20 protein-coding genes are annotated in these 21,373 nt (G+C 53.4%); 4 read left to right on the plus strand and 16 right to left on the minus strand.

What is annotated here, in order from left to right; genetic code table 11:
* The 7 genes from ACNKIB_RS01845 to ACNKIB_RS01875 form a co-directional block, all read right to left on the minus strand.
* The coding region (locus tag ACNKIB_RS01845) for a hypothetical protein (protein ID WP_417908838.1) at positions 1–202 on the minus strand (202 nt) is incomplete at its 3' end.
* Between the two features lie 145 nt (positions 203–347).
* A complete protein-coding gene (locus tag ACNKIB_RS01850; protein ID WP_417908839.1) occupies positions 348–2,357 on the minus strand; it encodes a DNA topoisomerase IV subunit A in 2,010 nt (669 codons plus the stop codon).
* Positions 2,358–2,377: 20 nt separating this feature from the next.
* Positions 2,378–2,605: a type II toxin-antitoxin system HicA family toxin gene (locus ACNKIB_RS01855; RefSeq protein WP_417908840.1), complete on the minus strand. Its 228-nt coding sequence runs from the start codon at positions 2,603–2,605 to the stop codon at positions 2,378–2,380.
* Between the two features lies 1 nt (position 2,606).
* Positions 2,607–2,834: a type II toxin-antitoxin system HicB family antitoxin gene (locus ACNKIB_RS01860; protein ID WP_417908841.1), complete on the minus strand. Its 228-nt coding sequence runs from the start codon at positions 2,832–2,834 to the stop codon at positions 2,607–2,609.
* Between the two features lie 84 nt (positions 2,835–2,918).
* Complete coding sequence (gene pabB / locus ACNKIB_RS01865; RefSeq protein ID WP_417908842.1) at positions 2,919–4,790, minus strand: aminodeoxychorismate synthase component I; 1,872 nt, start codon at positions 4,788–4,790, stop codon at positions 2,919–2,921.
* Positions 4,787–5,263, minus strand: coding sequence for a hypothetical protein (locus tag ACNKIB_RS01870; RefSeq protein WP_417908843.1), 477 nt, complete (start codon positions 5,261–5,263; stop codon positions 4,787–4,789). Before ACNKIB_RS01870 ends, pabB begins: the two co-directional genes overlap by 4 nt.
* Complete coding sequence (locus tag ACNKIB_RS01875; RefSeq protein ID WP_417908844.1) at positions 5,260–5,937, minus strand: MORN repeat-containing protein; 678 nt, start codon at positions 5,935–5,937, stop codon at positions 5,260–5,262. The genes ACNKIB_RS01870 and ACNKIB_RS01875 overlap by 4 nt, the downstream gene beginning before the upstream one ends.
* A 51-nt stretch (positions 5,938–5,988) precedes the next feature.
* Between ACNKIB_RS01875 and ACNKIB_RS01880 the strand changes: the two genes are divergently transcribed.
* Positions 5,989–6,213 carry a hypothetical protein gene (locus ACNKIB_RS01880; RefSeq protein ID WP_417908845.1) on the plus strand — a complete coding sequence of 75 codons (225 nt, stop codon included), beginning with the start codon at positions 5,989–5,991 and terminating at the stop codon, positions 6,211–6,213.
* A gap of 74 nt (positions 6,214–6,287) precedes the next feature.
* Here the strand turns inward: ACNKIB_RS01880 and ACNKIB_RS01885 are convergent, their stop codons facing one another.
* A complete protein-coding gene (locus ACNKIB_RS01885) occupies positions 6,288–6,488 on the minus strand; it encodes a hypothetical protein (RefSeq protein ID WP_417908846.1) in 201 nt (66 codons plus the stop codon).
* A 420-nt stretch (positions 6,489–6,908) separates the two neighbouring features.
* Here ACNKIB_RS01885 and nifJ point away from each other — a divergent pair, with 420 nt between their 5' ends.
* Complete coding sequence (gene nifJ, locus ACNKIB_RS01890) at positions 6,909–10,484, plus strand: pyruvate:ferredoxin (flavodoxin) oxidoreductase (RefSeq protein WP_417908847.1); 3,576 nt, start codon at positions 6,909–6,911, stop codon at positions 10,482–10,484.
* 39 nt (positions 10,485–10,523) lie between these two features.
* Positions 10,524–10,736: a hypothetical protein gene (locus ACNKIB_RS01895; RefSeq protein WP_417908848.1), complete on the plus strand. Its 213-nt coding sequence runs from the start codon at positions 10,524–10,526 to the stop codon at positions 10,734–10,736.
* 129 nt (positions 10,737–10,865) lie between these two features.
* On the opposite strand, the gene ACNKIB_RS01900 is transcribed toward ACNKIB_RS01895, so the two are convergent.
* The 5 genes from ACNKIB_RS01900 to ACNKIB_RS01920 form a co-directional block, all read right to left on the minus strand.
* Positions 10,866–11,762, minus strand: coding sequence for a phosphoribosylaminoimidazolesuccinocarboxamide synthase (locus tag ACNKIB_RS01900; RefSeq protein WP_417908849.1), 897 nt, complete (start codon positions 11,760–11,762; stop codon positions 10,866–10,868).
* A gap of 69 nt (positions 11,763–11,831) precedes the next feature.
* Positions 11,832–12,479, minus strand: coding sequence for an adenylate kinase (locus ACNKIB_RS01905; protein ID WP_417908850.1), 648 nt, complete (start codon positions 12,477–12,479; stop codon positions 11,832–11,834).
* A gap of 319 nt (positions 12,480–12,798) precedes the next feature.
* Positions 12,799–13,032, minus strand: a complete 234-nt coding sequence (locus ACNKIB_RS01910; RefSeq protein WP_417908851.1) for a hypothetical protein — start codon at positions 13,030–13,032, stop codon at positions 12,799–12,801.
* 160 nt (positions 13,033–13,192) lie between these two features.
* Entirely contained in the window at positions 13,193–14,266 is a 1,074-nt protein-coding gene (locus ACNKIB_RS01915; RefSeq protein WP_417908852.1) for a DUF4469 domain-containing protein, read from the minus strand.
* Between the two features lie 390 nt (positions 14,267–14,656).
* A complete protein-coding gene (locus ACNKIB_RS01920; RefSeq protein ID WP_417908853.1) occupies positions 14,657–16,015 on the minus strand; it encodes a KAP family P-loop NTPase fold protein in 1,359 nt (452 codons plus the stop codon).
* A gap of 289 nt (positions 16,016–16,304) precedes the next feature.
* Between ACNKIB_RS01920 and ACNKIB_RS01925 the strand changes: the two genes are divergently transcribed.
* On the plus strand, positions 16,305–17,264 hold the full coding sequence (locus tag ACNKIB_RS01925; protein ID WP_417908854.1) for an AMIN domain-containing protein: 960 nt from the start codon (positions 16,305–16,307) through the stop codon (positions 17,262–17,264).
* Between the two features lie 49 nt (positions 17,265–17,313).
* On the opposite strand, the gene ACNKIB_RS01930 is transcribed toward ACNKIB_RS01925, so the two are convergent.
* The 3 genes from ACNKIB_RS01930 to ACNKIB_RS01940 all read right to left on the minus strand — a co-directional run bounded on the left by ACNKIB_RS01930 (position 17,314) and on the right by ACNKIB_RS01940 (position 20,684).
* Positions 17,314–17,937 carry a 2'-5' RNA ligase family protein gene (locus ACNKIB_RS01930; RefSeq protein WP_417908855.1) on the minus strand — a complete coding sequence of 208 codons (624 nt, stop codon included), beginning with the start codon at positions 17,935–17,937 and terminating at the stop codon, positions 17,314–17,316.
* Positions 17,938–18,023: 86 nt separating this feature from the next.
* Complete coding sequence (locus tag ACNKIB_RS01935) at positions 18,024–18,824, minus strand: hypothetical protein (protein WP_417908856.1); 801 nt, start codon at positions 18,822–18,824, stop codon at positions 18,024–18,026.
* Positions 18,825–20,684, minus strand: a complete 1,860-nt coding sequence (locus ACNKIB_RS01940) for a tetratricopeptide repeat protein (protein WP_417908857.1) — start codon at positions 20,682–20,684, stop codon at positions 18,825–18,827.
* Positions 20,685–21,373: the final 689 nt, after the last annotated feature.

A 21,373-nucleotide genomic window follows, 5' to 3' on the forward strand; every position in this document is an offset into this window, starting at 1 on the left:
CTTGCTTACCCAAAGAAGGTTGCGGCTCGATAACACAAGGTTGTTGCTCGGCAATAACCTTCTCTTGCTTGGCCACAAAGAGTTGTGGCTTGATAACAACCTTCTTCTGCCAAGCCGGAACCTTTTGTAGCTCGGCTACAAAGAGTTGTTGTCGAGTTAGAGAAGGTCTTTGCTCGGCTACAACCTTCTCTTGTTTAGCCAAAACATTCTGTTACTAAGCAACAGAGAGTTGTTGCTCGGCAAAAACCTTCTTGTACTGAGCCACACACCTCTTGCACCTGGCAACGAAGAGGTTAAAGCTAGCAACACAGCTTTCTGCCGACTTGTTTTGGAAATGCAACGGCTTGTCAAACAGCGGGTAGCTCCAAACCAGGCAGTACAGGTAACTCTACCCCTTCTTTCCTCGGCTGACCGCTGATATCGGTCACTTTGCGCACGGCTCGCTCGCTGATCCGCTTGCCTTGTGCGGCCTCGCCTTTGATCAGATATTCGTCAAAATCAATCTCTAAGACATTACTTCGCGCTCTGGCCGACGGCGCAAGGCTGATTCGCGCCCGAATACCGCTCTCACCCAAGGCCAACATCTGGATGGCCGAGCGTTTATGCTCCTCAAAGAGCCGGTATTCTTTGTTGAGGATAAAGCCAGGCATTCTAAAGCGTTTGACATAGCTGAGATTCACTGCGCCAGCGCGATAGATTAGATTGAACACCAGATTTTTCCGCACCGCACCGACCCAAAGCAGCTCGCCACCGACAAAAAGTTTGTCTGGCACGTTGATCACCTTGTACAAACCGTCGCGGAAGATAAGCACAAGGCGGTCTAGCTCGGAGCAAGCAACTGCAAGCTCCGGCTGCTCGGCTGTCATCTTGTGGCCAAGAAAACCAGACTCGCGGTCATAAACCACTTGCAGATTGGAGATAGCTGCTTCTCGGGCATCAACCTGGTCAAAGGCCCGCAACTCGCTTTGCCGGGGAAACTGCGGGCCGTATTTGGCTAACAAACCGTGCAGAGCGTTCTTGGTAAAGAGAATCATGTCCTGCAAGTGCCGATCAATGGTGGCAATACCTTGTTCGAGCGAGTGGATCTCCTTGGCCTGCTTGTCCAGATCGTAACGCGAGATCCGCTTGATCCGAATATCTAACAACCGCTCGATGTCCTCTTTGCTCACTTTGCGGATGAGTCGCTCGGCAAAGGGTTCCAGGGCCTGGCGAACCGCTGTGCTCACGGCTTTGGCAGAAGTTTCCTCCTCAATCTGCTTATACAACCGCTGTTCAATGAAGATTTGCTCCAGCGCGCAGGCGTGAAGGCGGTCAAGGAGGCGGCCTCGCTCGATGCGCAGCTCTTTTTCCAGATCACGCTGTAGCTTGTCAGTGTTGTGACGCAGTACTTCCTCCACACCCATGATGCAGGGCATGTTGTCCTTGATCAGTACCAGGCTGGGCGAGACGCTCAGTTCGCAATCCGTGAAGGCATAGAGGGCAGCCACGACTTCTTCTGCATACACACCGCGCGGGAGCTTAATCTCGATCTCCACCTTTTCGGCAGTGTAGTCGTTAATCGAGGCAATTTTGATCTTGCCGGCCTTGGCAGCCCGTTCAACCGACTCAATCAAGGCTTCGGTGGTCAATGTATAGGGTAATTCCGTGATGGTAATTGTTTTGTCTGACAACTCCATCCTCGCGCGGCAGCGGAGCTTACCATTACCCTGCTCGTAATCCGAGGCATCAACGATGCCACCGCCAGGAAAGTCCGGCAAAAGGAGAAAATCCTTACCCTCTAAATAATCAATCTGGGCTTGCAGCAGTTCGCCGAAGTTATGCGGCATGATCTTGGTGGCCATACCAACGGCAATGCCTTCCGCACCGAGCAGCAGGAGCAACGGCAGCTTGGCAGGCAGGGAAACAGGCTCCTGCATTCTGCCGTCATAGGAATCAACAAACGTTGTTAGGTCAGGATTGAACAGGGTCTCGCGGGCAAGTGGCGTGAGACGGCATTCAATGTAGCGAGCAGCCGAGGCTTGGTCGCCAGTAAAGACATTGCCGAAGTTGCCTTGCCGGTCTATCAGCAGATCTTTGTTCGCCAGGTTGACCAAGGCGGCAAAGATGGACTGGTCGCCGTGCGGATGCAGCTTCATGGTCTCGCCGACCACGTTGGCCACCTTGTGATAGCGCCCGTCGTCCATGTTGCGCAGCGTCTGCAAGATGCGCCGCTGCACCGGCTTCAGGCCGTCGTCGATGTCCGGGATGGCCCGCTCGCGGATGACGTAGGCAGTGTAGTCGAGGAAGTTGCGGTCAAAGAGCCGATGCAGTCTGCTCTGGGGATGATCAGCGGCGCAGATGCTTGTGATGTCGGTCATGGGTTTGCTTTAGAAGCGCATTATTTTTGCGCCAAAAATTGCTCTGCATCAATTCCTGCCTGCTGCAAAATCGCCCGCAGCGTGCCTTCCGGCATGTCGCCGGAGTGATTTGGAATGGTTGTGTAGCGGCCAGTCTCAGGGTTATACCAGATTTCGTGGCTACCCGCCGCCTGTCGGCTGAAGACAAAGCCGAGCCGCTTCAGTATCTTGATGATTTGCCGGTAGTTGCAGCCGGAAAGCCTGCCCATTTCAGACTCCGATAATCAGTGGATAGTCAAACGCATCATTCACTGTGGGCAAAGCAGCCAGTTCATCCTCTTGCTGGGCCTCTATCAGCTTCCGCGCCACATCACGGGCTATTTCCAAGGTTTCAGCGACAGTTCTTCCCTGCGCGATAAGTCCCTGCACAGATTCTGAAGTTGCCAGATATACTCCTTCCGGCAACTTCTCAATATGAAGATGCAGAATTTTTTCCATGCCATTCCTCCATGTTATGTTCTAGAGTCTTGCCTACTCTGATCACAGTTCCTGTCAATGAGTCTGCCCGCGAACAAGCTGTTTTCACAAGAGCGTTGCGCAGGATGAATGTACTTCAACAAGTCCCCGCACCGAATTCGCCACATACAGCTCTTCCGCTGCGAGAATGTCATCCCTCGTCAAGATCCGCTCAACAGCCTTGCCCTTTTCAAGCAGCATCCGTCGGAACGTTCCAGCTAACAGGCCACAGCTGACTGGCGGGGTGAGGAACAGCTCGTCCTTTTTCAACCGAAGGAAGATGTTGGCGATACTCCCTTCTGTCACCTGCCCAGCAGTGTTGGTGAAGAGTACCTCATAATAACCCTGCTGCCCAGCCAAGGCACGTTCTCGGTCGTACAGCTCCCGGCGGGTAGTTTTGTGGAAAAGGTGTGGGTTGCTCGAGTCAACCTGCTGCTGGGAGAAAACTACCTTTGGTAGCTCCGGTGTCAGTTCGTTCATGAGCATTGCAGAGGTGATTTCAAGCCTGCCGTCGCGGTAAAGCAGCAGTCGTACCCGCAGCTGCTGGTTGCTCTGTTGAACTGCTTGCTCTACTAAGCGTGTGCGGATTTCCTCAACATCGCAGTGGAAATGGAAATAACGGGCTGAGTCGGCTAGTCGTTCCAGATGATAATCCAAGAGAAAAAAGCCACTTTCCGGTTGCCAGAGCAGAGTTTCGATGAGCTGGAAATCCGGCTCGTTCTTAGTCAGAAAATTGCCTTTGAGCAGGCACTCTGCCCATTCCTCCTCTGGCTTGGAATCGGCAACAATGCCAGAGCCGATGCCCATTCTGCCCCGACCATTCTCTAGCTCTAAGGTACGGATTGGCACGTTGAAGCAGCTTTCTTTTTGGCTGGTGAAGCCAACAGCCCCGCAGTACACGCCTCGCTGCTGTTCCAGCTCTTGAATGATTTCCATCGTTCTAATCTTCGGTGCGCCCGTGACTGAACCGCAGGGAAACAGGGCCTCGATCAGCTGGCGAAAGGATGGCGCGGCTCCTGCTGGGATGCCGTCAATGGTGGAGGTCATTTGCAGCAGAGATTCGTAGGTCTCCACCTCGAACAGGGCGCGAGGCACGACCTGACCGCCGCCGGATTCGTGGAGTAGGCGGCCCAAATCGTTGCGGAGCAGGTCAACAATCATAACGTTTTCGCTCCGATTCTTCGGGTCGGCTTGCAGCCTCTGCCGCCGCTCCTCGTCCTCGACATTGGTGCGGCCACGACGCAGAGTGCCCTTCATGGGCCGCACTTGTACCTTGTCCGCATCGGCACGAAAGAACAACTCTGGGGAGAAGCTGAGGATATCAAAGCCATTATGGCGAATCCACGCGCTGTAACAGACCGACTGATTGCGGCGCAGGGCACGATACAGGGCCGCAACCGAGCCTTGAAAGGTAAAATCAAAATGCAGTGTGAAGTTGACCTGGTAACTATCACCAGCTTGGATGTACTCTTGGATTTTCTCGACCGCGTGCAAATATTCTGCTTGCGAAATGCTTGTCCGCAGCTCCGTGCAGATGAAAGAGTCTTCTGCCGTGTGCTCCTCGCTTGGCCATTTGCCGCCGCTGCCCAGGCCAGTCTGATGGTTGAAAATCAGCGGTTCCTTATATACGCCGAACACAGCCAGTGGTCTGTTGTTCTTGGCCAGAAAACGGCGCAGGCGCGGCTCTAGCAAATAGCCGAATTCGTAATCCAGCCATCCGGCCAGATAAAAGCCTTGCTGCCGGAGCTGATCAGCTTGCTCTAAAAAAGCCTTTGCGTCATTATCAGGATGATAGATCAGCTGGCGGAGAGGCTTGAGGAAAAGGAAGGAGCGGTGATTCTCTGCCGTCACCCTAGAGCTTTCGAGAAAAACAAAATCATCCTGCCGGGCAAGCCAAGATGTGAGGCGGGTGATATCGGCATCGCTGAAGGACTTCAATGCTTCGCGTCAGAATACTTTTTGCCGTGCTCCCACAACTCTTCCTGCGAAGAGCCGTCTTTGGCAACAAAGGTTCCTTTGCCGTGCTTCTTGCCGCCTGCCCAGCCGCCGGAGTATTTTGTGCCGTCAGCGTAGCTCATGATGCCACTGCCGTGCGGCCTGTTGTCCAGCAAGTCACCAACATATTTGTTACCGCCCTTAGTACTTACAGTGCAATTGCGGCGACATTGGCCAGCCTCCATCACACCGTTCAAGGTCAAAAACAATGTGCTGTTGGCATACCAGCGCAGCGTTCCTGGCCCGCTGGCCTTGCCATCCACGCAGCCGCCAGACCAGCTGACCGACTCATCAGGAAGAGGCAAAGGGTTTTTGATTTGACAGCCGGTTTTCTGATCAGCAATCCAATGCTCCGCCCCTTGAACTAAGGATGCGCAAGAAAGCAGAGCACCGAGAAGAAATAGTTTCCACCTCATTGCTTTTGCCCATTTTCCCACGTCTCTTCCTGAGAAGTGCCATCTTTAGCGGTGTACTTGCCTTTGCCGTGCCGTCTTCCTTCTGACCACTCGCCTTCATATTTGCTGCCGTCCTCATAAATCATGCTGCCGTGGCCATGCGGCATGTCCTCTTTAAATTCTCCAGTGTATTTTTGCTTGCCATCAGCGGAGGACAATTCTCCTTGGCCATTCATTTTGCCATTTTTCCATTCGCCAGAATAAACTTCCCCGCTAGCAAACTTCAAAGTTCCTTTGCCATGTCGCTCGCCGTCTTTTATTTCCCCCTCATATAGCCCGCCATCAGCACGAGTGATTTTACCTTTGCCATGCGGCAGGTTGTCCTTCATTTCGCCGACGTAGCTGTCTCCGCCCTTCGTTTTGACAGAGCAATCCTGAGTGCAGCGGCCATCTTGCATCACGCCGATGATGGTGCTTTGCAGCTCGCTGTTTTTATACCAATCCAAGGAGCCTTTGCCATCTGCCTTGCCATCTTTGCATTTGCCTGACCATGTGATGGATTCATCCGAGGCAGGAACAGGATTCCAGACCTTGCAGCCGGTTTTCGTGTCGGCAATCCAGTCGCCTTCGGCATACACAGATGTTGCGGAGAAGCAGACGAGGAATAGATAGATACAGGTCGTTTTCTTCATCATGTCACGTTATTGTTGTTCACCGGTATATTCACTGGTTATGTTACGCTATTTTTGCTGTCCATCCTTTTTGCGACAACATATCTGCTGCAAGAGCAATCTGGCGGCGAGAGAACTGCCGTTTCCTTTGATTCCAATAAAAAGAAAACAGCCAACTGGAAATCTGCGGCCACCAACGGCTTTTTTGCCGTTTACATCGTGCCAATGTCAATCGGGATTGACACTGTTCCAATTGGAATCACCCTGATTCCGATTGGAATTGAGACGATTCCAATTTGAATTGCCCTGTTTCCAATTGGAATCAAGGTAATTCAAATCGAAAATGGCCCGATGTCAATTGGAATCGGGGCAATTCATGTTGACTTTGAACCAATTCCAGCCGAAATCAAGGCGATTCCAATCGAAAACGGCCTGATGTCAATCGGAATCAGGGTATTTTCTGTTGACTTTGAACCAATTTTAACAGGAAACAAGGCGATTTCAATCGAAAACGGCCTGATTTCAATTGGAATCAGATCAATTCCAATTGAAATTAGGGCAATTTCAGTGTGCATCAGGCCGTTTCCGGCTGGCTCTGTAGCAGGAAAAAGCTGTATTTTTTCAAATAAAATCTACAGAGGCGCGTATCTCCGCTGTAGCCAGACAAAAAACACGGGAGCGCAGAAAAAGCCTGTCCCTATATCCCGTCCCTTATTATAAATTTGGGCGATTGCCTGAAAAGGTCGTGTTCCAAGTCAGAGTCTCACCTTCTTTCCCTTGCGCAAACAACGATTATACTCTATAATGACAGATTTCTGCTCTTTTCCGGCTGTCGGCCCGCAGTTTTCGCTGCGCCGGAACGCAGTCTTTCTCTGTAGCATCAAAACGCAATCACCGCAAGCTGCAAATTGCAGACCCGCAGCAGCCTTGCGTCCAGTTTGTATATTTTACGGCACCCTGCCGGAACGTCAACTTCAGGATTAAGGGAGATTTACATGTCGCGAAAAATGGTCACCATTGACGGCAATCAGGCCTGCACGCACGTCGCCTATGCCACCAGTGAAGTCATCACCATCTACCCCATCACTCCCTCTTCGCCGATGGCTGCTGAGGCGGATGTCAAGGCTTCGGCTGGCCAGAAGAACATCTGGGGTTCTGTTCCGGCAATCTCCCAGATGCAGTCTGAAGGCGGCGTGGCTGGCGCATTGCATGGAGCTTTAGGCACCGGCGCTCTCTGCACCACCTTCACCGCCTCGCAGGGCCTGCTGCTGATGCTGCCAAACATGTACAAGATCGCGGGCGAGCTGACCCCGACCGTCTTCCACATCACCGCCCGTTCCTTGGCCTGCCAAGGGCTTTCGATCTTCGGTGATCATGGCGACGTGATGAGCGCACGGCAGACCGGTTGGGCAATGATCTGCTCGCAGAACGTGCAGGAGGCGCAGGATTTAGCTCTGATCTCCACCCAGGCCACGCTGGCTTCGCGCATCCCCTTTATGCACTTCTTTGACGGCTTCCGCACCTCGCACGAGATTCAGAAGGTCGAGCAGCTGACCAACGACGACATGCTGGCGATGATTGACGAGAAGCTGATCACCGAGCACAGAATGCGCGCCCTGACACCTGACCGGCCTTCCATGTCCGGCACGGCGCAGAACCCGGATGTTTATTTCACGGGCCGCGAGACCGTCAACAAATACTACAACGCGGTGCCGGGCATTGTTCAGGAGACGATGAACAAGTTCGCCGCCCTGACTGGCCGCAAGTACCGCCTCTTTGATTATTACGGCGCACCGGACGCGACCGATGTGATTGTGATCATGGGTTCTGGCGCAGAAACCGTGGCCGCCACCATTGATCATCTGGTGGCTGAGGGCAGAAAGGTGGGCATGGTTGTTGTCCGTCTGTTCCGGCCCTTTGATGTCAAGGCTATGGTCAATGCCCTGCCGCCCACTGTCGAGCGCATCACCGTGCTTGACCGCTGCAAAGAGCCAGGCGCACCGGGAGAGCCGCTGTATCTTGATGTCCGCGCCGCAGTCAGCGAGGCAGCCGAGGCGAATCCGGCCATGTTCATGCCGATCATCGTCGGCGGACGCTACGGCTTGGGTTCAGCCGAGTTCAGCCCGGCAATGGTTTTAGCCGTGTATGACAACATGGCCTCGCTCGCGCCGAAGAACAAATTCTGCGTCGGCCCGAATGACGACGTGACCTACAGCTCGCTGGACTACGATAAGTCCTTCAACATTGAGGGCGAAGATGTTTATCGGGCCATGTTCTACGGTCTTGGCGCAGACGGCACGGTCGGTGCGAACAAAAACACGATCAAAATCATCGGCACGGAGACCAGCAACTCAGCCCAAGGCTACTTCGTTTATGACTCGAAGAAGTCCGGCTCGATGACCGTCTCCCATCTCCGCTTCGGCGAGAACAAGGTGGTCGCCCCGTATCTGATCAGCAAGGCCAGCTTTGTTGCCTGCCACAACTTCACCTTCTTGGACAGCTACGACATGCTGGCCAATCTGGAGGAGGGCGGCACCTTCCTTCTGACCACCTCCTTTGACAAAGACACGATTTGGGATCACCTGCCTGCCAAAGTGCAGCAGCAAATGCTTGAGAAGAAGGCGAAGTTCTATATCATTGACGCGGTCAAGCTGGCTATAGCCCTCGGTCTGGGCGCGCACATCAACATGATCATGCAGACCGCCTTCTTCCTGATCTCCGGCATCCTGACCCATGATGAGGCGGTCAAAGCGATCAAAGACGCGATCAAGAAGACCTATGGCAAGAAGGGCGACAAAGTTCTGAACATGAACTACGGCGCAGTGGATGCGGCGGTCAACAACATTGTGCAGGTTACGCTGCCTGAGCAAATCACCGGCCATGCACTGCCAGAGACCGTGCCTGCCGAGGCTCCTGATTTCGTCAAGCAAGTGACCGCGAAGATGATTCAGGGCAAGGGAGATCAGATCAAAGTCTCCGAGATGCCTGCTGATGGCCGCTGGCCCACCGCCACCACCCAGTGGGAGAAGCGCAACATCGCCGTGAATGTCCCGGAATGGTCGGCAGAGACCTGCATTCAGTGCGGACGCTGCTCCTTGGTTTGCCCGCATGGCTGCAACCGGATGAAGATTGCCACGCCAGAGGCTTTGGCTGCTGCCGGAGCGGACGAGTCCTTCAAGACTGCGGACGCAGTGGGCAAAGAGTTCGCAGGCAGCAAGTTCACCATCCAGATTTCCACCTCTGACTGCGTGGGCTGCACCCTCTGCTCCACGGTCTGTCCAGCCCGGAAGAAGGATGCCGAGGGCAACAAGACCGAGGAATCCGCTCTGAAGATGGTGCCCAACACCGAGGCCATCCGCCTTGCTTCGAGCAAGAACTGGAAGGTTTTCATGGCCCTGCCAGAGGTGGACAGCAGCCTGCTCAACCCGGCCACGGTCAAGGGCAGCCAGCTCAAGCGGCCCCTGTTCGAGTTCTCCGGCGCCTGCGGCGGCTGCGGCGAGACCCCGTACATCAAATTAGTCACCCAGCTTTTCGGCGACCGGATGCTGATCGCCAATGCCACCGGCTGCTCTTCGATCTACGGCGGCAACCTGCCGACCACGCCCTACTGCAAGCGCAACGACGGACGCGGGCCTTCCTGGTCGAACTCGCTCTTCGAGGACAACGCCGAGTACGGTTTCGGCATGAGGCAGAGCGTCAACAAGCTGGCCATGCAGGCTGCCGAGCTGCTTCAGCTCGCCGCCACTGAGGGCATCGTGAATCAGGAATTCGCTGATTCCCTGCTGAAAGCCACGCAGACGACGCAGGACGAGATTGAGGCCCAGCGCGGCAGGGTCGAGGAGCTGAAGAAGGCTCTGGCAAACAGCACGAGCGTGGTTGCCACCCGCCTTCTGCCAGTTGCGGATTATTTAGTCAAGAAATCAGTCTGGTGCTTCGGCGGCGACGGCTGGGCGTATGACATCGGCTACGGCGGTTTGGATCACGTCTTGGCTTCCGGCGAGAACATCAACGTGCTGGTTTTAGACACGGAAGTTTACTCGAACACCGGTGGCCAGATGTCCAAGTCCACGCCCCGTGCGGCGGTTGCCCAGTTTGCTGCTGGCGGCAAGAAAATGGCCAAGAAAGACATGGGCATGATCTTCTCCACCTACGGCAACATCTACGTAGCCCGCATCGCCCTTGGCGCAGACCCGCAGCAGGCGGTGAAAGCGATCAACGAGGCCGAGGCCTACAACGGCCCGTCCATCATCATCGCCTACGCGCATTGCATCAACCACGGCTTTGATCTTAAATCCGGCTTGGAGCAGCAGAAAAAGGCGGTGGCCTGCGGGCATTGGCCGCTCTACCGCTACAATCCGATGCTGGAAGAGCAGGGCAAGAATCCGCTGATCATTGACTCGAAAGAGCCGACCATTAAATTCGCGGAGTATGCTTTGAACGAGAACCGCTACCGTCAGCTCAAGATGGCGAACCCCGCGCAGTGCGACGCGCTGATGGAAGCCTCGCAGAAGGATGTGGAGAGAAGCTGGAAGTTCCTCCAGAGCAGGTTCAAGTCGCTTGAGCAGGCGTAAGCTGGCTTAAAGCAGGTCTGAAGCAGACGGCCCTTCCCGGTGAAACGGGAGGGGCTTTTTGTTTTCGGGCATGAGGAAATCAAATTTTTCTATTTCCTCATAAAGCTCATAAAACAAGAATGCTACTCACTAAGCAAGAAGTTCGGCTTGGCCAAAGAGGAGTTTTGCCGAGTAACAAAGGAGTTGTACTCGGCCACAAAGGAGTCTGGCCGATTACCAAAGAAGTTCTGCCGAGTAGGAAAGGAGTTTTGATTAGCCGCAGAGGAGTTTTAGTCGGCAAAACTCCTTTGTGGCCGACTAGGAAAGCAGTTTGGCCAAGCAGAACTCCTTTCCTGCCGACTACAACTCCTTTGCAACCGAGTACAACTGGTGCGTTTGGTACTAGGCAGCCATTAGCCTCTCCCGTGCTTCCTGATAACGGGCCGCTGTTTTCTCAACAATTTCCTGTGGCAGCGGTGGCGGCGGGGGCTGCTTGTTCCAATCTAAGGAGGACAGGTAGTCGCGCAGGAACTGCTTGTCAAAGCTCGGCTGGCCCTTGCCTGGCGCGTACTCATCTACCGGCCAGAAGCGGGACGAATCTGGGGTCAGCACCTCATCAATCAGCAGCAGTTCGCCATCCACCATGCCCAGCTCAAACTTAGTGTCAGCAATGATGATGCCCTTGTGCAAAGCGTATTCCGCTGCCTTTGCGTAGAGGCGCAGACTGATGTCGGCCATCTTGGTGGCGGTTTCTTTGCCGACGATCTCCTCCATCTTGGCGACGGAGATGTTTTCATCATGCAAACCCTGCTCGGCCTTGGTTGACGGGGTGAAGAGCGGCTGGGGAAACTTGTCTGACTCCCGCAGGCCAGCGGGCAAGGCAAAGCCGCAAACCGTGGTATTCTTCTTGTAAGCTGACCAGAACGATCCGGAAAGATAGCCTCGGACAATGCACTCGATGGGCACTACTTTGGTGCGGCGTACCAGCATGGAGCGGCCTTCGAGCTGCTCGCGATATTGGTGACAGATGGCCGGGTATTGGTCAACATCCGCAGAAAGCAGGTGATTGGGCACGATATCAGCCAGTAGCTCGAACCAGAACAGGGAAATTTGCGTCAGCATCTGGCCTTTGCCCGGCACTGGGTCCTCCATGACCACATCATAGGCGGAAATCCGGTCAGTGGCGATCATTAGCAGCTTGTCGGCATGGCCGGGAATTTCGTACATGTCGCGCACCTTGCCCCGGTGCAGCAGGTTGAGTTCCGGCAGATTGGTCCGGGTGACAATGGCATTGCTCATGACTGAAAAAAGGGAGAAGAATTGACGGAAGGGCAGAAGGGAAACCCTCTGCCCGAACAGCACAGGGAATTACAGATGCAGCTCTTTCTTGACAGCAGCAATTACGGCATCGCTGCTCACGGCTTCAACAGAAAGGAGCATCCCTTCTTTCTTGTAGAAACCGATCAGCGGCGCAGTCTTCTCGTTGTAGGTGGCGAGACGGTGGCTGATGGCCTCCTCAGTTTCGTCCTCACGCTGCACAACCTTGGAGCCGCATTTGTCGCAAAGGCCTGCTTGCTTGGGCGGGTTGGACTTAACGTTGTAAATAGCCTGGCAAGCTGAGTTCTCACAGGTGCGACGGGTGCAAAGACGGTCGAGAATGATGTCTTTGGGCACGTCAATGCTCACCACACAGTCTAAAGTGATGCCTAATTTGACCAGCAGCTTCTTCAGATCCTCAGCTTGCGGGATGGTACGGGGGAAACCGTCGAGCAAGAAGCCTTTGGCGCAGTCTGGCTCTTGCAGGCGTTTCTCCATGATGCCCATGATCAGGGAATCAGGCACCAAATCGCCGCGCTTCATGTAGCCTTCTGCCTCTCTGCCCAGTTCAGTTCCAGCCTGAACTGCGCCGCGCAGGATGTCGCCGGTGGAAATTTGGACAGAGCCGTCAATAGCTGTCAGCAACTTGGCTACAGTGCCTTTGCCTGCGCCAGGTGCGCCGAGAAGGATCAGTTTCATGGTGTTCTCCTTGGTATATGAAAGAAGTAAAATGCCTGAGAAAGGGTAGAGCAGCTTGCGGGCGAAGCAGCCAACGACCGCTCTGCCGGACAGGAAAAACAGACAGCATACACTATCTTGCAGCAGGATGGTAGGGGAAAGTGGTAGGAGGGGGATTGCGGGTGGATTATCCGGGGCTGAGGAAGGAGCAAGCGCGGTTCTGTAACAGTGCCTTTCGACTTCGCTCAACACCGTAGGGCGGGCAAGCGGCTTTTTGCTTGCCCGCCAATTATGGCGGCTTGCGTGGGCAAACGATAAAGCCGTTTGCCCACCCTACTCACTACTTAAATTTCCTTCCGTCAACCAGGACATATGGATCTGACTGGTTATTCGGCACCACAATAGACACCTTTTTACCAGACTCCGTCTCGACAGATATAGAGATGCCTGTCACAGGAACTCCCGTGTCATCCCCATAAACATGTTCAAGAAAGTCTTTTCCAGTTGACCAGCCCTCATTTAAGAATGAGGCATCTCCATTAACAAATGAAATTCTGAATTCAAAATTCTTCATAATAAACATCAAAGATGATAAGATTAAAAAGCAAACCAAACATGCTTATTTATACCCTTCGAGGCATCACAGAGCGTTTTCCAGACCGCGCAACGATGCGGGTTCAGGAGGCGTATCGAAGGTTCGATTCCTCCCAAATACACCCGCCTCACCAGACAATCTACACCATCACATCCAGCACATCCACCAGCCTGCCGTTATAGTAATTGCGGATCATCTCCCAGAGAGCGGCGTAATTATTCACGGTAATCTCTATGCTGCTCACAGCTGAACCGGCAAAGCCTGGCAGAATGTATTCTCCGTTCTGCGTCACGGGAATTTCCGCGCCGCTGGTGCCGTCCTCCTTCATGTCAATCAGCGAGAAGAGCAGCCGCTCTTTGACCAAGTCTTGAATCACCTGAATGCGCAGGCGTTCGTTGGCTGAGGTCGCTCCGCCGTTGATGCTGACATGCGACGTGGCGTGATCATCCGTCAGAATGCCGGTCTCAGGCGGATTGGGAGCACCCAGGCCGGGAACTGTGAGCGGGGTGCGCAGCCTGCGCTCATAGATGCCGGTACGTGGGGTGCCGTGCTCCGTGTACTGCGTCGTGAGGCTCAGGACATACTCGTTGTTCCACGGATGGGCCTGAGCCGGGATGTCAGGCGCAAGCAGGATCTCGGAGTTAGAGATGTTGCCGAAAGTGCTCTGTTTTTTCTCGCCGCTCTCCGTGCCCTGGATCACGCAGCCGCAGTCTGGGTCGTCCTCGTCAAAGTAAAGATTGCTGCCGGTCAGACGCAGCAGACCGACCGGGTTGAGCACGTCAACCAGCTTGAGCTTGGTGTCTTCAGCCGAGTTGATGTTCGGGAGCTTCTTGTTGACAGGCAGGCGTTCCAGTCGGGCTTCTGTGCGCAGCCTGCGCGTGCAATCACGGGTGCCGCTGATGCTCACCTGAAGCATGTCCTCATCATCAGGCAGGGGCGCATCAGGGCTGTTCAAACGCCCTTGGGCGGAAACGCGGAAGATGAAGGCGTTGGGCAGAGTGACCTGATCGCCGTTGATCATCCTGTCCTGTATCCACTCCATCATCAGCGGGGCGAGCGAGCGCACCAGATCAGCGTTGTAATTGGGATGCGCGGCGGAGATGTCAGCGGCCATTTCCTCATAGCCAGCAATATTGCGGGGAATAATCTGGATGCGGTAGGAAACAGGTTTGGTGAGCGCATTGACTGCTGGTCGCCATTGAAGAGTGGCCATGATTATTCTCCTGTAAAAAAGGCGGGATAAGTGAGGTGGGACGCTGCTGATTCCGGCAAAATACAGCGGTGCGATACGCCTGTCAAGGAAAATATGACGCAGCCGTGCTGAAGAATGCAATAAGACGGATTGCGGGCGCAAGTATGGCGATACATCTCCCGTGCGATGGTACATTGCACGAGAGTGCAACGATGGATACTTCTCTCGATCAATGATGGATTGCACGGGAGTGCAACGGTGCGTACTTCTCTCGTGCGACGGCTGATTGCACGGGAGTGCTTTCAGAGGAATCATGCGGTACATCCTATTTTTCCGAAACCAGTCAGGCAAATCGCCTGTTGATAATCTTGCTGCTGTCTTTCTTGCTCACTTGCCTCAGCAGCCCGGACTTCATCTGCTGAATTGCGCCGCCAGTTCGAGCTTATTGACTAAACAGGAGAGCGACCTGTTGCTGCCACGTAATGAGATATCATTTAAGATCTTAATTATCTTTTTCGCCCGTTTTCTTTCGGCTTCTGCCCTTGAACTCTCTATGGCCATCGCTTCGTATTCATATAACTCATCTGACTTATTATTCCAATGCGATTTAGCAGCAATCAAGTAGGCCTCTGTCACCGCCCCAAAATGCGACTCGAGCATTTTTGCTCCCCCTTTTCTGGTCTTCAGGTATTCAACCACTTCTTTGGCTGTCCCGCTTTCCAAGGCATACCGGCGATAAACCGCAGGAGAGGCCACCCGGAGCACTGTTAAGATAGTCAACAGGTGGGGAAAGATCAGGGCATTGGGAAAGAAGTAGTGCTTTTCCGGTGTGGTCATGATTGCCACCCGGATGATCGTGAAGCACTGCTCTCTGGCACGCAAACTCAAGGAAAAAATCTCTGACAAAGCAGTAAAGGACTGCACCAAATTATCTTTCTCGGAATGCAATTGGCTGTGCGTCCGGTTTGCAAACAATTTATTGAATTCAAACCGGCTGAAAAGGCTGTTGGTGAAGGCTTCTGTCTCCGGCATGGGCAGCATATACTCAAGATCAATAAACCGCCGCAAGTATTCATCGCAGTTAATGCCCTGACCATACACCGCGCCAAGACTGGTATGCAATTGCTGCTTGTCCAACGAAATAATAAAAAGGACATTTTTGATGTCAAACAGATGTTTGATGCGCTCAAGCAGCTCCACAGCGTAAACAGGTCGGCAGCGGTCTATCTCATCCACAAAGATGATGATCTGCGATTTCTTGCCACCCTCATTGAGTTTTTCAATTACCTTACCCAGCGAGGCATGAAATTGCTCAATCAGGCATCGCTCTTGCAAATATTCATCTACTGCATCGGATAGGGAATCAGAAAGACAGGCGGCGATTTCGACCTTGACTGCTGCGGAAAGGCCTTGCTTGGCCAGCACCGTGGCGATCTTCTTTGCCTTCTGAAAATGCACGTCTTTCTTGATTTCATTGGGCAGGAGGGTCGAAATCTCGCCAAGAAAGGCCACCAGAGGATCTGTGGAAAAGTCGGTTTTCCACGCATCAAAGTACAGACAGGAATAGCCCTTGCTCTGCAAAACTGCTTTCAGCAACTGCACGAAAGTTGTTTTGCCAGAACCCCAAGGTGAATCGATGGCCAGCACAAAAGGGCCTTGCAGCTCCTCAATCAGCTGCGCCACAGCCTCCACAGAAGGCTTCCGGTCAAGGGCATCGAATTTGAAAGGGTCATCAGCAGGAATTTCAAGCGAGGAGAGTTTGTATTTCATGCTCTTTTCTTGGTGAAAAAATTTGTAAAGGCGATTCATGAATTGCCCTTACCTACGTTACACCAAAACGCAGCGAATTTCTGAAAATCATTGCAGGGACACCTCGTGTGCTTGCCAGTGCCCTGGAAAAACAGCGGACAAACCAAAGGCATCTGCTCCTGTCTCGCTGTCTTGCTCCCAGTCACAGGGGAAAATCAGTTGACACAGAAACGGTGGAGGTTATATTCAAAGAAGGTTCCAATGTCAAAAAATATCTCTTTTTCCCTCAGCGGCCACTAACCGAGGATCGATGTTGAGAAACATTTCTGTGGCAGCCTTTGCGCTGCTGATCGTATTGTTGAGTTGCTTGCCTGCACTCTCGGCAACCCAGTTGGAAGACATCCGCTTTGAGACCATTTCCGCAAACGAGGAGCGGGTGATCTTTCGTTTGACTGGGCCGGTGATCCCAAACTCCTTCCCGATGAAAGATGGCAGCCCGAGAATGGTCTTTGACTTCAACAACACCAGTGTTGGCAAGCGGATCAGAAACACGCTTGAGACGAGAGGGACGCTGATTCAGCGCATCCGGGTTGGTATCCACGACAGCAAGACGCGAGTAGTCTTGGATTTGGCTCCGGGGAGACAGACAAGGAGTTTTAAGGAATCAGGAGCGAATGGCAACCTTCTCACCGTGGTTGTCCACGATGCCCGCGTGCAACCAGAGCCGAGAAAGACCGTGGCAAACACCGGCACCATCTGGACTCCGTCAGCGGAAAAGAAACCGGAAGTGAAGCCAGCTGTCCGGCTGCCTGAAGAGAAGCAGGCGCAGACCGCCGCAGTCCAGTCCACGCCGCCAGTTAAGGAACAGCAAGAGCCGGTTAAGCCGAGAGCAGCGGCCCCATCTGCCACAGACACGGTGCTCTCCTCTGTGTTGTTTGAAAAGAACTCTAACCGGGGCGAGATGGTCATGTTCCGGTTGAACAAGTTCCATCCGCCTGTGGTTTTCGGCTTGGAAGAGAAGAAACCAAGGGTAGTGTGCGATTTTCAGGACACTATGGCTGGCGAGCGACTGCCAGAGAGCCTGAACGCAGACGGCAAATATGTCCGGGGCATCCGTATCGAGCGCGATGAGGTCGGTCGCAAGATCCGGGTGGTGCTGGATTTGGCTCCAAGCAACAGCTACGATCTCCAGCAGGTCTTTTTTAAGAACGACAATCTCTTTGTCCTGATCATCAACACGCTCGGCAATCCAGCCAAGAAGCTGAATTGACCTCAGATCGTGATAGAGGCACTAGTTATTCAGCTCTGAATCGTAAAACTTAGACAGAAAACATGCGGAGAAGATGTACGCTATCAGGACTTATAGAGACATCAGTGAGGTGTAATTTGGAGGCTCTCACCTGATCCAGAGGGAGTTGCAAACGTATTGTTGCTCGCTTCGGAACTGTATGCACATCCCAGAGCCTCCAGTCCCCGTGATCGGCTGGCCCAGCAGAACCAAGAGTAAGATGAGGAAAGAAGTCAGGAGCGATAAACGAAGTGTTTATACCAACAGTGCCTGCTACCTTTATGGCTATTTCCCGGAAAGCATAAAGGTCATCATATCGAGATACGGCGAGCCAAAAAACTCGGGGATGTTCTTTCAATTCATCCAGCCCCTCGTTGCTAACTAATTTAAATCCGTCAGAGACGCTGTATGCACCGCCTAAACCATCAATGCGGATTTGCGACATTTCTGACGAGGGAAGAAGGTCTAATAGAACTTTGGCCAAGTCAACTAATTTATGAGCGGTGTTCTCTCCAAAGAAGGCAAGGGTGAGATGTATTTCAGAGCGAGGGATTAAAGCATATCGCTGACAAACCTCCTGCTGGACGGAAAGAAGGTTATCTGAAATCGGGACTGCCAAGCTAAGATACGCTGTTTTGTAGATGTATTCTGTCATGTTATCCTCTCCTGTACCCATTGGTACTTGATTGTCCATCCGAGTTTGAATAGCCTAACTGCCAGCTCGTATCCTGTTGTTGGTCACTACTCATTCTTTTGCTTGACTGTGAAATGCGGCGGCAGCGTGATGTGAAACTGTTTTTGGTCAATCGGCTCGAAGCCAAAGATTTCACTGAACTCAAGAGAGTATTCGGCTTCCAATGCCTTGCCTGCTAATTCAATCCTGCCGGGCCAGGCACAACCTTTTGGTGTTTTGCCATACTTGCTGTAGCGGGCTTCAAACAGAATTTCATCGGTCTGTTTGTCAGCAACCAAGTGGCGACTGAGGCGATTCTGCTCATCCAAGGCGAGGATATGCACGGTCTTGCCGTCAGCCGAGCCGCCATGCCACCAGACCCGTCCCTGCGCGTCTGTTCGGGCCGCCGCAGCCTGCATCCGCTCTGGGCGAACCTGGCCGCTCAACCAGGAAAAGAGATCCTCCATCGGAATAAAGGCTGGTAAAAAGCGGCGAATGTATTTCAGCTCGGTGCTGCCGGTGTAGCCTACCGCCTTTAGGTTGTCGGCCAAGGTGAAGGTCTTGCCATCCGATCCGAGCAGCAACACCGGCCTGCCCAACGAATCATTGAGCGAGAGCCGCAGCAAGGCTGGTGCAGCCGCCTGCATTGCGGCTGAGTAGGTCTCCTGCTGGGCGTAAGCCCGCCAGGTCAGTTTCACGTCGCTGTCCACTGCCTCGACACAGGACTGCCCCATAAAATGGGTTAGCCGCTCTTCGGCCTTTTGCAGCTCTTGACCACCGAGCTGCGTGGTCTGTTGCAGCTTGGCTGAACAGCCGCCCAGCAGCAACGCAACCAGGCCCAGCCAGACCAGATGATAATTTGCCTTCATTTATTTTTTCTCCTTTTCCAAACGATCAATTTTTTCTTCCAGACGCTTGCAGTCAACCTTGAGCCGCTCCTGCCGCTTCGTGTTTCCTTCGCCCTCTTTTTGTTTGGTGAGCAGCTCTAAGGCCTTCTGCCACGCCTGCACCGCCTCCTGCTTGTGTCCGGCAGCCAAATGCGTCTCAGCCAGATGGTCAAACACCGCTGGATCATCTGGCGAAAGCCGGGCTGCTACTTCCAGCATCTTCAGGGCTTCCTCAAACTTGCCAAGCCGGTAATATACCCAGCCCAGACTGTCGTGAATGCTGCCATCTTCCGGCTTCAACTCCTTGGCCCGGCTGAGATAAAGAAAGGCTTTGTTCAGGTTCACCTTGCGTTCTGCCCAACTATAGCCGATATAGTTGAGCGCACCGGCGTGATCAGGGTTTTTCTTCAGCAGCTTCTGCATCACCGAGAGTGCCTGTTTCTTCTTCCCGACCTGTTCTAAGGCAAGGCCGTATTCATACAGCAGCAACTCGTTGCCAGGGTGCATTTTCAGGGCGCAGGCAAAGGTCTTCAGGCAGGCATCCTCTTGGCCTGCCTCCTGATACAAGCCTGCCAGCAAGCCCCAGACATCAGGGCCAAGCTGATCCTGCTCAAGCGCGCCTTTCAGCAGTTTGATAGCCTCGTCCTGCCGCTTTAACTCCCGCAGCGTCCGCACCTGAATGATCAGCGCATCCTCATACTCCTCCTCTTCTGGGGTGATCTTGCCTAGGGCTGCCAGGGCTTCCTCGTATTTCTTCTCCTGAAAATACAGTGCGCCGAGCAAATGGCGGGCTTCTGGGATGTCTTCTTTGGTCAGTAACTCTTTGAGTAGGGCAATGGCCTTGGCGTAGTCTTCCCAGCGGATGTAGAGCTTGGCAATGGTCAAATCAGCCCGCTCTGGGCTGTCCGCTCGCTCTTTGAGCAGCTTGAGTTCCGCAGCGGCTTTCTTTTCTTTATTTTGCAGCAGATAGACATGAATTAGGCCGATCCTGGCCTCCTCGTTCTGCTCATTCTGGGCCAGTAGCTCCTGATAGGTCTTGATGGCCTGCCGGTATTTCTTCTGCCGGACCAGCACATCAGCCATTTCCAGCTGCACCCCTTCCACGGCACTGAGGTTCAAGGCCTGTCGATAATGCTCCAAGGCCTTGGTAAATTTCTCTTCTGCGGCGAGCAGGCGGGCCAGCAGGAGATGGGCAGAGGCAGAGCTGTTATCGACCTGCAACACCTTTTCCAACGCCTCTTTGGCAAGGTCTTTTTTGTTCGCAGCAAGATGTAATTCGCTGAGAAGCAGGAGTGGCGCAGTGTTTTGCGGATTGAGATCATGCGCTGTACGGCATTGGGCCGCCGCCTCATCCAGTTTGCCTTCGCGGATGAAGATTTTTGCCAAGAGCATCCGGGAGTCCACGTCTTCTGGCTGCTTGTCCAGCTGTTCCTGGAGCTTTGCAGCTGCCTCGCTATTGCGATTCATGCGCAGGAGCAGCAGCGGCAGCTTGCTGGTGACAAACTCAGCCTGCGGGTCGCAGATCAGGGCTTTCTCATAGGCTTCCAGTGCTGCCTCGTATTTGGTCTCAAACTCGGCATGACGGCCCCAGAGAAAATAAAAATAGCTGCAACTGTGGTCGGTTTCATCCTCTGGCTTGGCCACTACTGTTTGTGCCAGGGCTGGCTGCGTTTTGGGTACGGAACTGACAATTGCTGGTCCGGTTTTAACGCTAGCAGGCTTGGTCTGCTCGGCAGGCAGCGGCGTAGGAGCCTTCTTTTTTTCAGCGCAACCGCTGATCAGCCAGCACAGCAAGCAAGCCAGTAGCAAAGAACGGAGCAGGCGGAAGGAGGAGAAAAGCATGGCGCAGTTCGAGTTGTTGAAGAGAGGTCATGGTCTTTCTTGCAGGATATAACATGGATGTGGCTGTTTAACAAGAAAAGATGGTAGGAAAGACCTGAAGAAAGAGAGTTAGCGCGATTCGCCTCGTGCCCTTTAACAACCTTTTACTGCTGACCAAGCCAAGGTTGTTGCTAACTTGCACACGTTTCTGGCTCGGTAGCAAAGGAGTGCGGCCAAGCAGAACAAGGTTGTTGCCGAGCCACCAAGAGTTCTGGCTAAACAACAACCTTCTTCTGCCGAGCAACACAAGGTTATTGCCGAGCAGAAGAGAGTTGTTGCTCAACAATAACCTTCTCTGGCCAAACAACAACATTGTGTTGCCGAGCCAAACTCCTTTGCGGCTCGGCAGAAAAGGAGTTTGGCTTAACCAGAACCTTCTTCTGCCAAGCAACAACCTTCTCTTGCTTGGCAGAAACATTTTGTTGCTCGGCAAGAACCTTGTGTGAGCGAGCTAAACTCGTTGGCAAGTCGGCAGGATTGTTTTGTTGTTATAGGCGCACTCTTGTCTATCACCGACCAGAAGCTGCCGGAGCGTTTTCGCTCTTGTCTGCTGAGATTCCTCTTGACAAAGTTTTGCCGCCGTTCTACGCTGAGTCAATATGCTGTTTCGGCAATGCGGCAGCACAGTTAACCGCAAAGGTGCACATCGT

It is taken from the genome of Candidatus Electronema sp. PJ, from assembly GCF_048287395.1.
GTDB lineage: Bacteria > Desulfobacterota > Desulfobulbia > Desulfobulbales > Desulfobulbaceae > Electronema.

Excerpts from the sequence above, each read along its gene's own strand:
- ACNKIB_RS01855 (WP_417908840.1), bottom strand. The coding sequence starts at position 2,605 with ATGGGCAGGCTTTCCGGCTGCAACTACCGGCAAATCATCAAGATACTG.
- ACNKIB_RS01930 (WP_417908855.1), bottom strand. The coding sequence starts at position 17,937 with ATGACAGAATACATCTACAAAACAGCGTATCTTAGCTTGGCAGTCCCG.
- ACNKIB_RS01900 (WP_417908849.1), bottom strand. The coding sequence starts at position 11,762 with ATGAGCAATGCCATTGTCACCCGGACCAATCTGCCGGAACTCAACCTG.
- ACNKIB_RS01910 (WP_417908851.1), bottom strand. The coding sequence starts at position 13,032 with ATGAAGAATTTTGAATTCAGAATTTCATTTGTTAATGGAGATGCCTCA.
- ACNKIB_RS01940 (WP_417908857.1), bottom strand. The coding sequence starts at position 20,684 with ATGCTTTTCTCCTCCTTCCGCCTGCTCCGTTCTTTGCTACTGGCTTGC.
- ACNKIB_RS01875 (WP_417908844.1), bottom strand. The coding sequence starts at position 5,937 with ATGATGAAGAAAACGACCTGTATCTATCTATTCCTCGTCTGCTTCTCC.
- ACNKIB_RS01885 (WP_417908846.1), bottom strand. The coding sequence starts at position 6,488 with ATGCACACTGAAATTGCCCTAATTTCAATTGGAATTGATCTGATTCCA.
- ACNKIB_RS01920 (WP_417908853.1), bottom strand. The coding sequence starts at position 16,015 with ATGAAATACAAACTCTCCTCGCTTGAAATTCCTGCTGATGACCCTTTC.
- ACNKIB_RS01915 (WP_417908852.1), bottom strand. The coding sequence starts at position 14,266 with ATGGCCACTCTTCAATGGCGACCAGCAGTCAATGCGCTCACCAAACCT.
- nifJ (WP_417908847.1), top strand. The coding sequence starts at position 6,909 with ATGTCGCGAAAAATGGTCACCATTGACGGCAATCAGGCCTGCACGCAC.
- ACNKIB_RS01935 (WP_417908856.1), bottom strand. The coding sequence starts at position 18,824 with ATGAAGGCAAATTATCATCTGGTCTGGCTGGGCCTGGTTGCGTTGCTG.
- ACNKIB_RS01925 (WP_417908854.1), top strand. The coding sequence starts at position 16,305 with ATGTTGAGAAACATTTCTGTGGCAGCCTTTGCGCTGCTGATCGTATTG.
- ACNKIB_RS01850 (WP_417908839.1), bottom strand. The coding sequence starts at position 2,357 with ATGACCGACATCACAAGCATCTGCGCCGCTGATCATCCCCAGAGCAGA.
- ACNKIB_RS01860 (WP_417908841.1), bottom strand. The coding sequence starts at position 2,834 with ATGGAAAAAATTCTGCATCTTCATATTGAGAAGTTGCCGGAAGGAGTA.
- ACNKIB_RS01870 (WP_417908843.1), bottom strand. The coding sequence starts at position 5,263 with ATGAGGTGGAAACTATTTCTTCTCGGTGCTCTGCTTTCTTGCGCATCC.
- ACNKIB_RS01905 (WP_417908850.1), bottom strand. The coding sequence starts at position 12,479 with ATGAAACTGATCCTTCTCGGCGCACCTGGCGCAGGCAAAGGCACTGTA.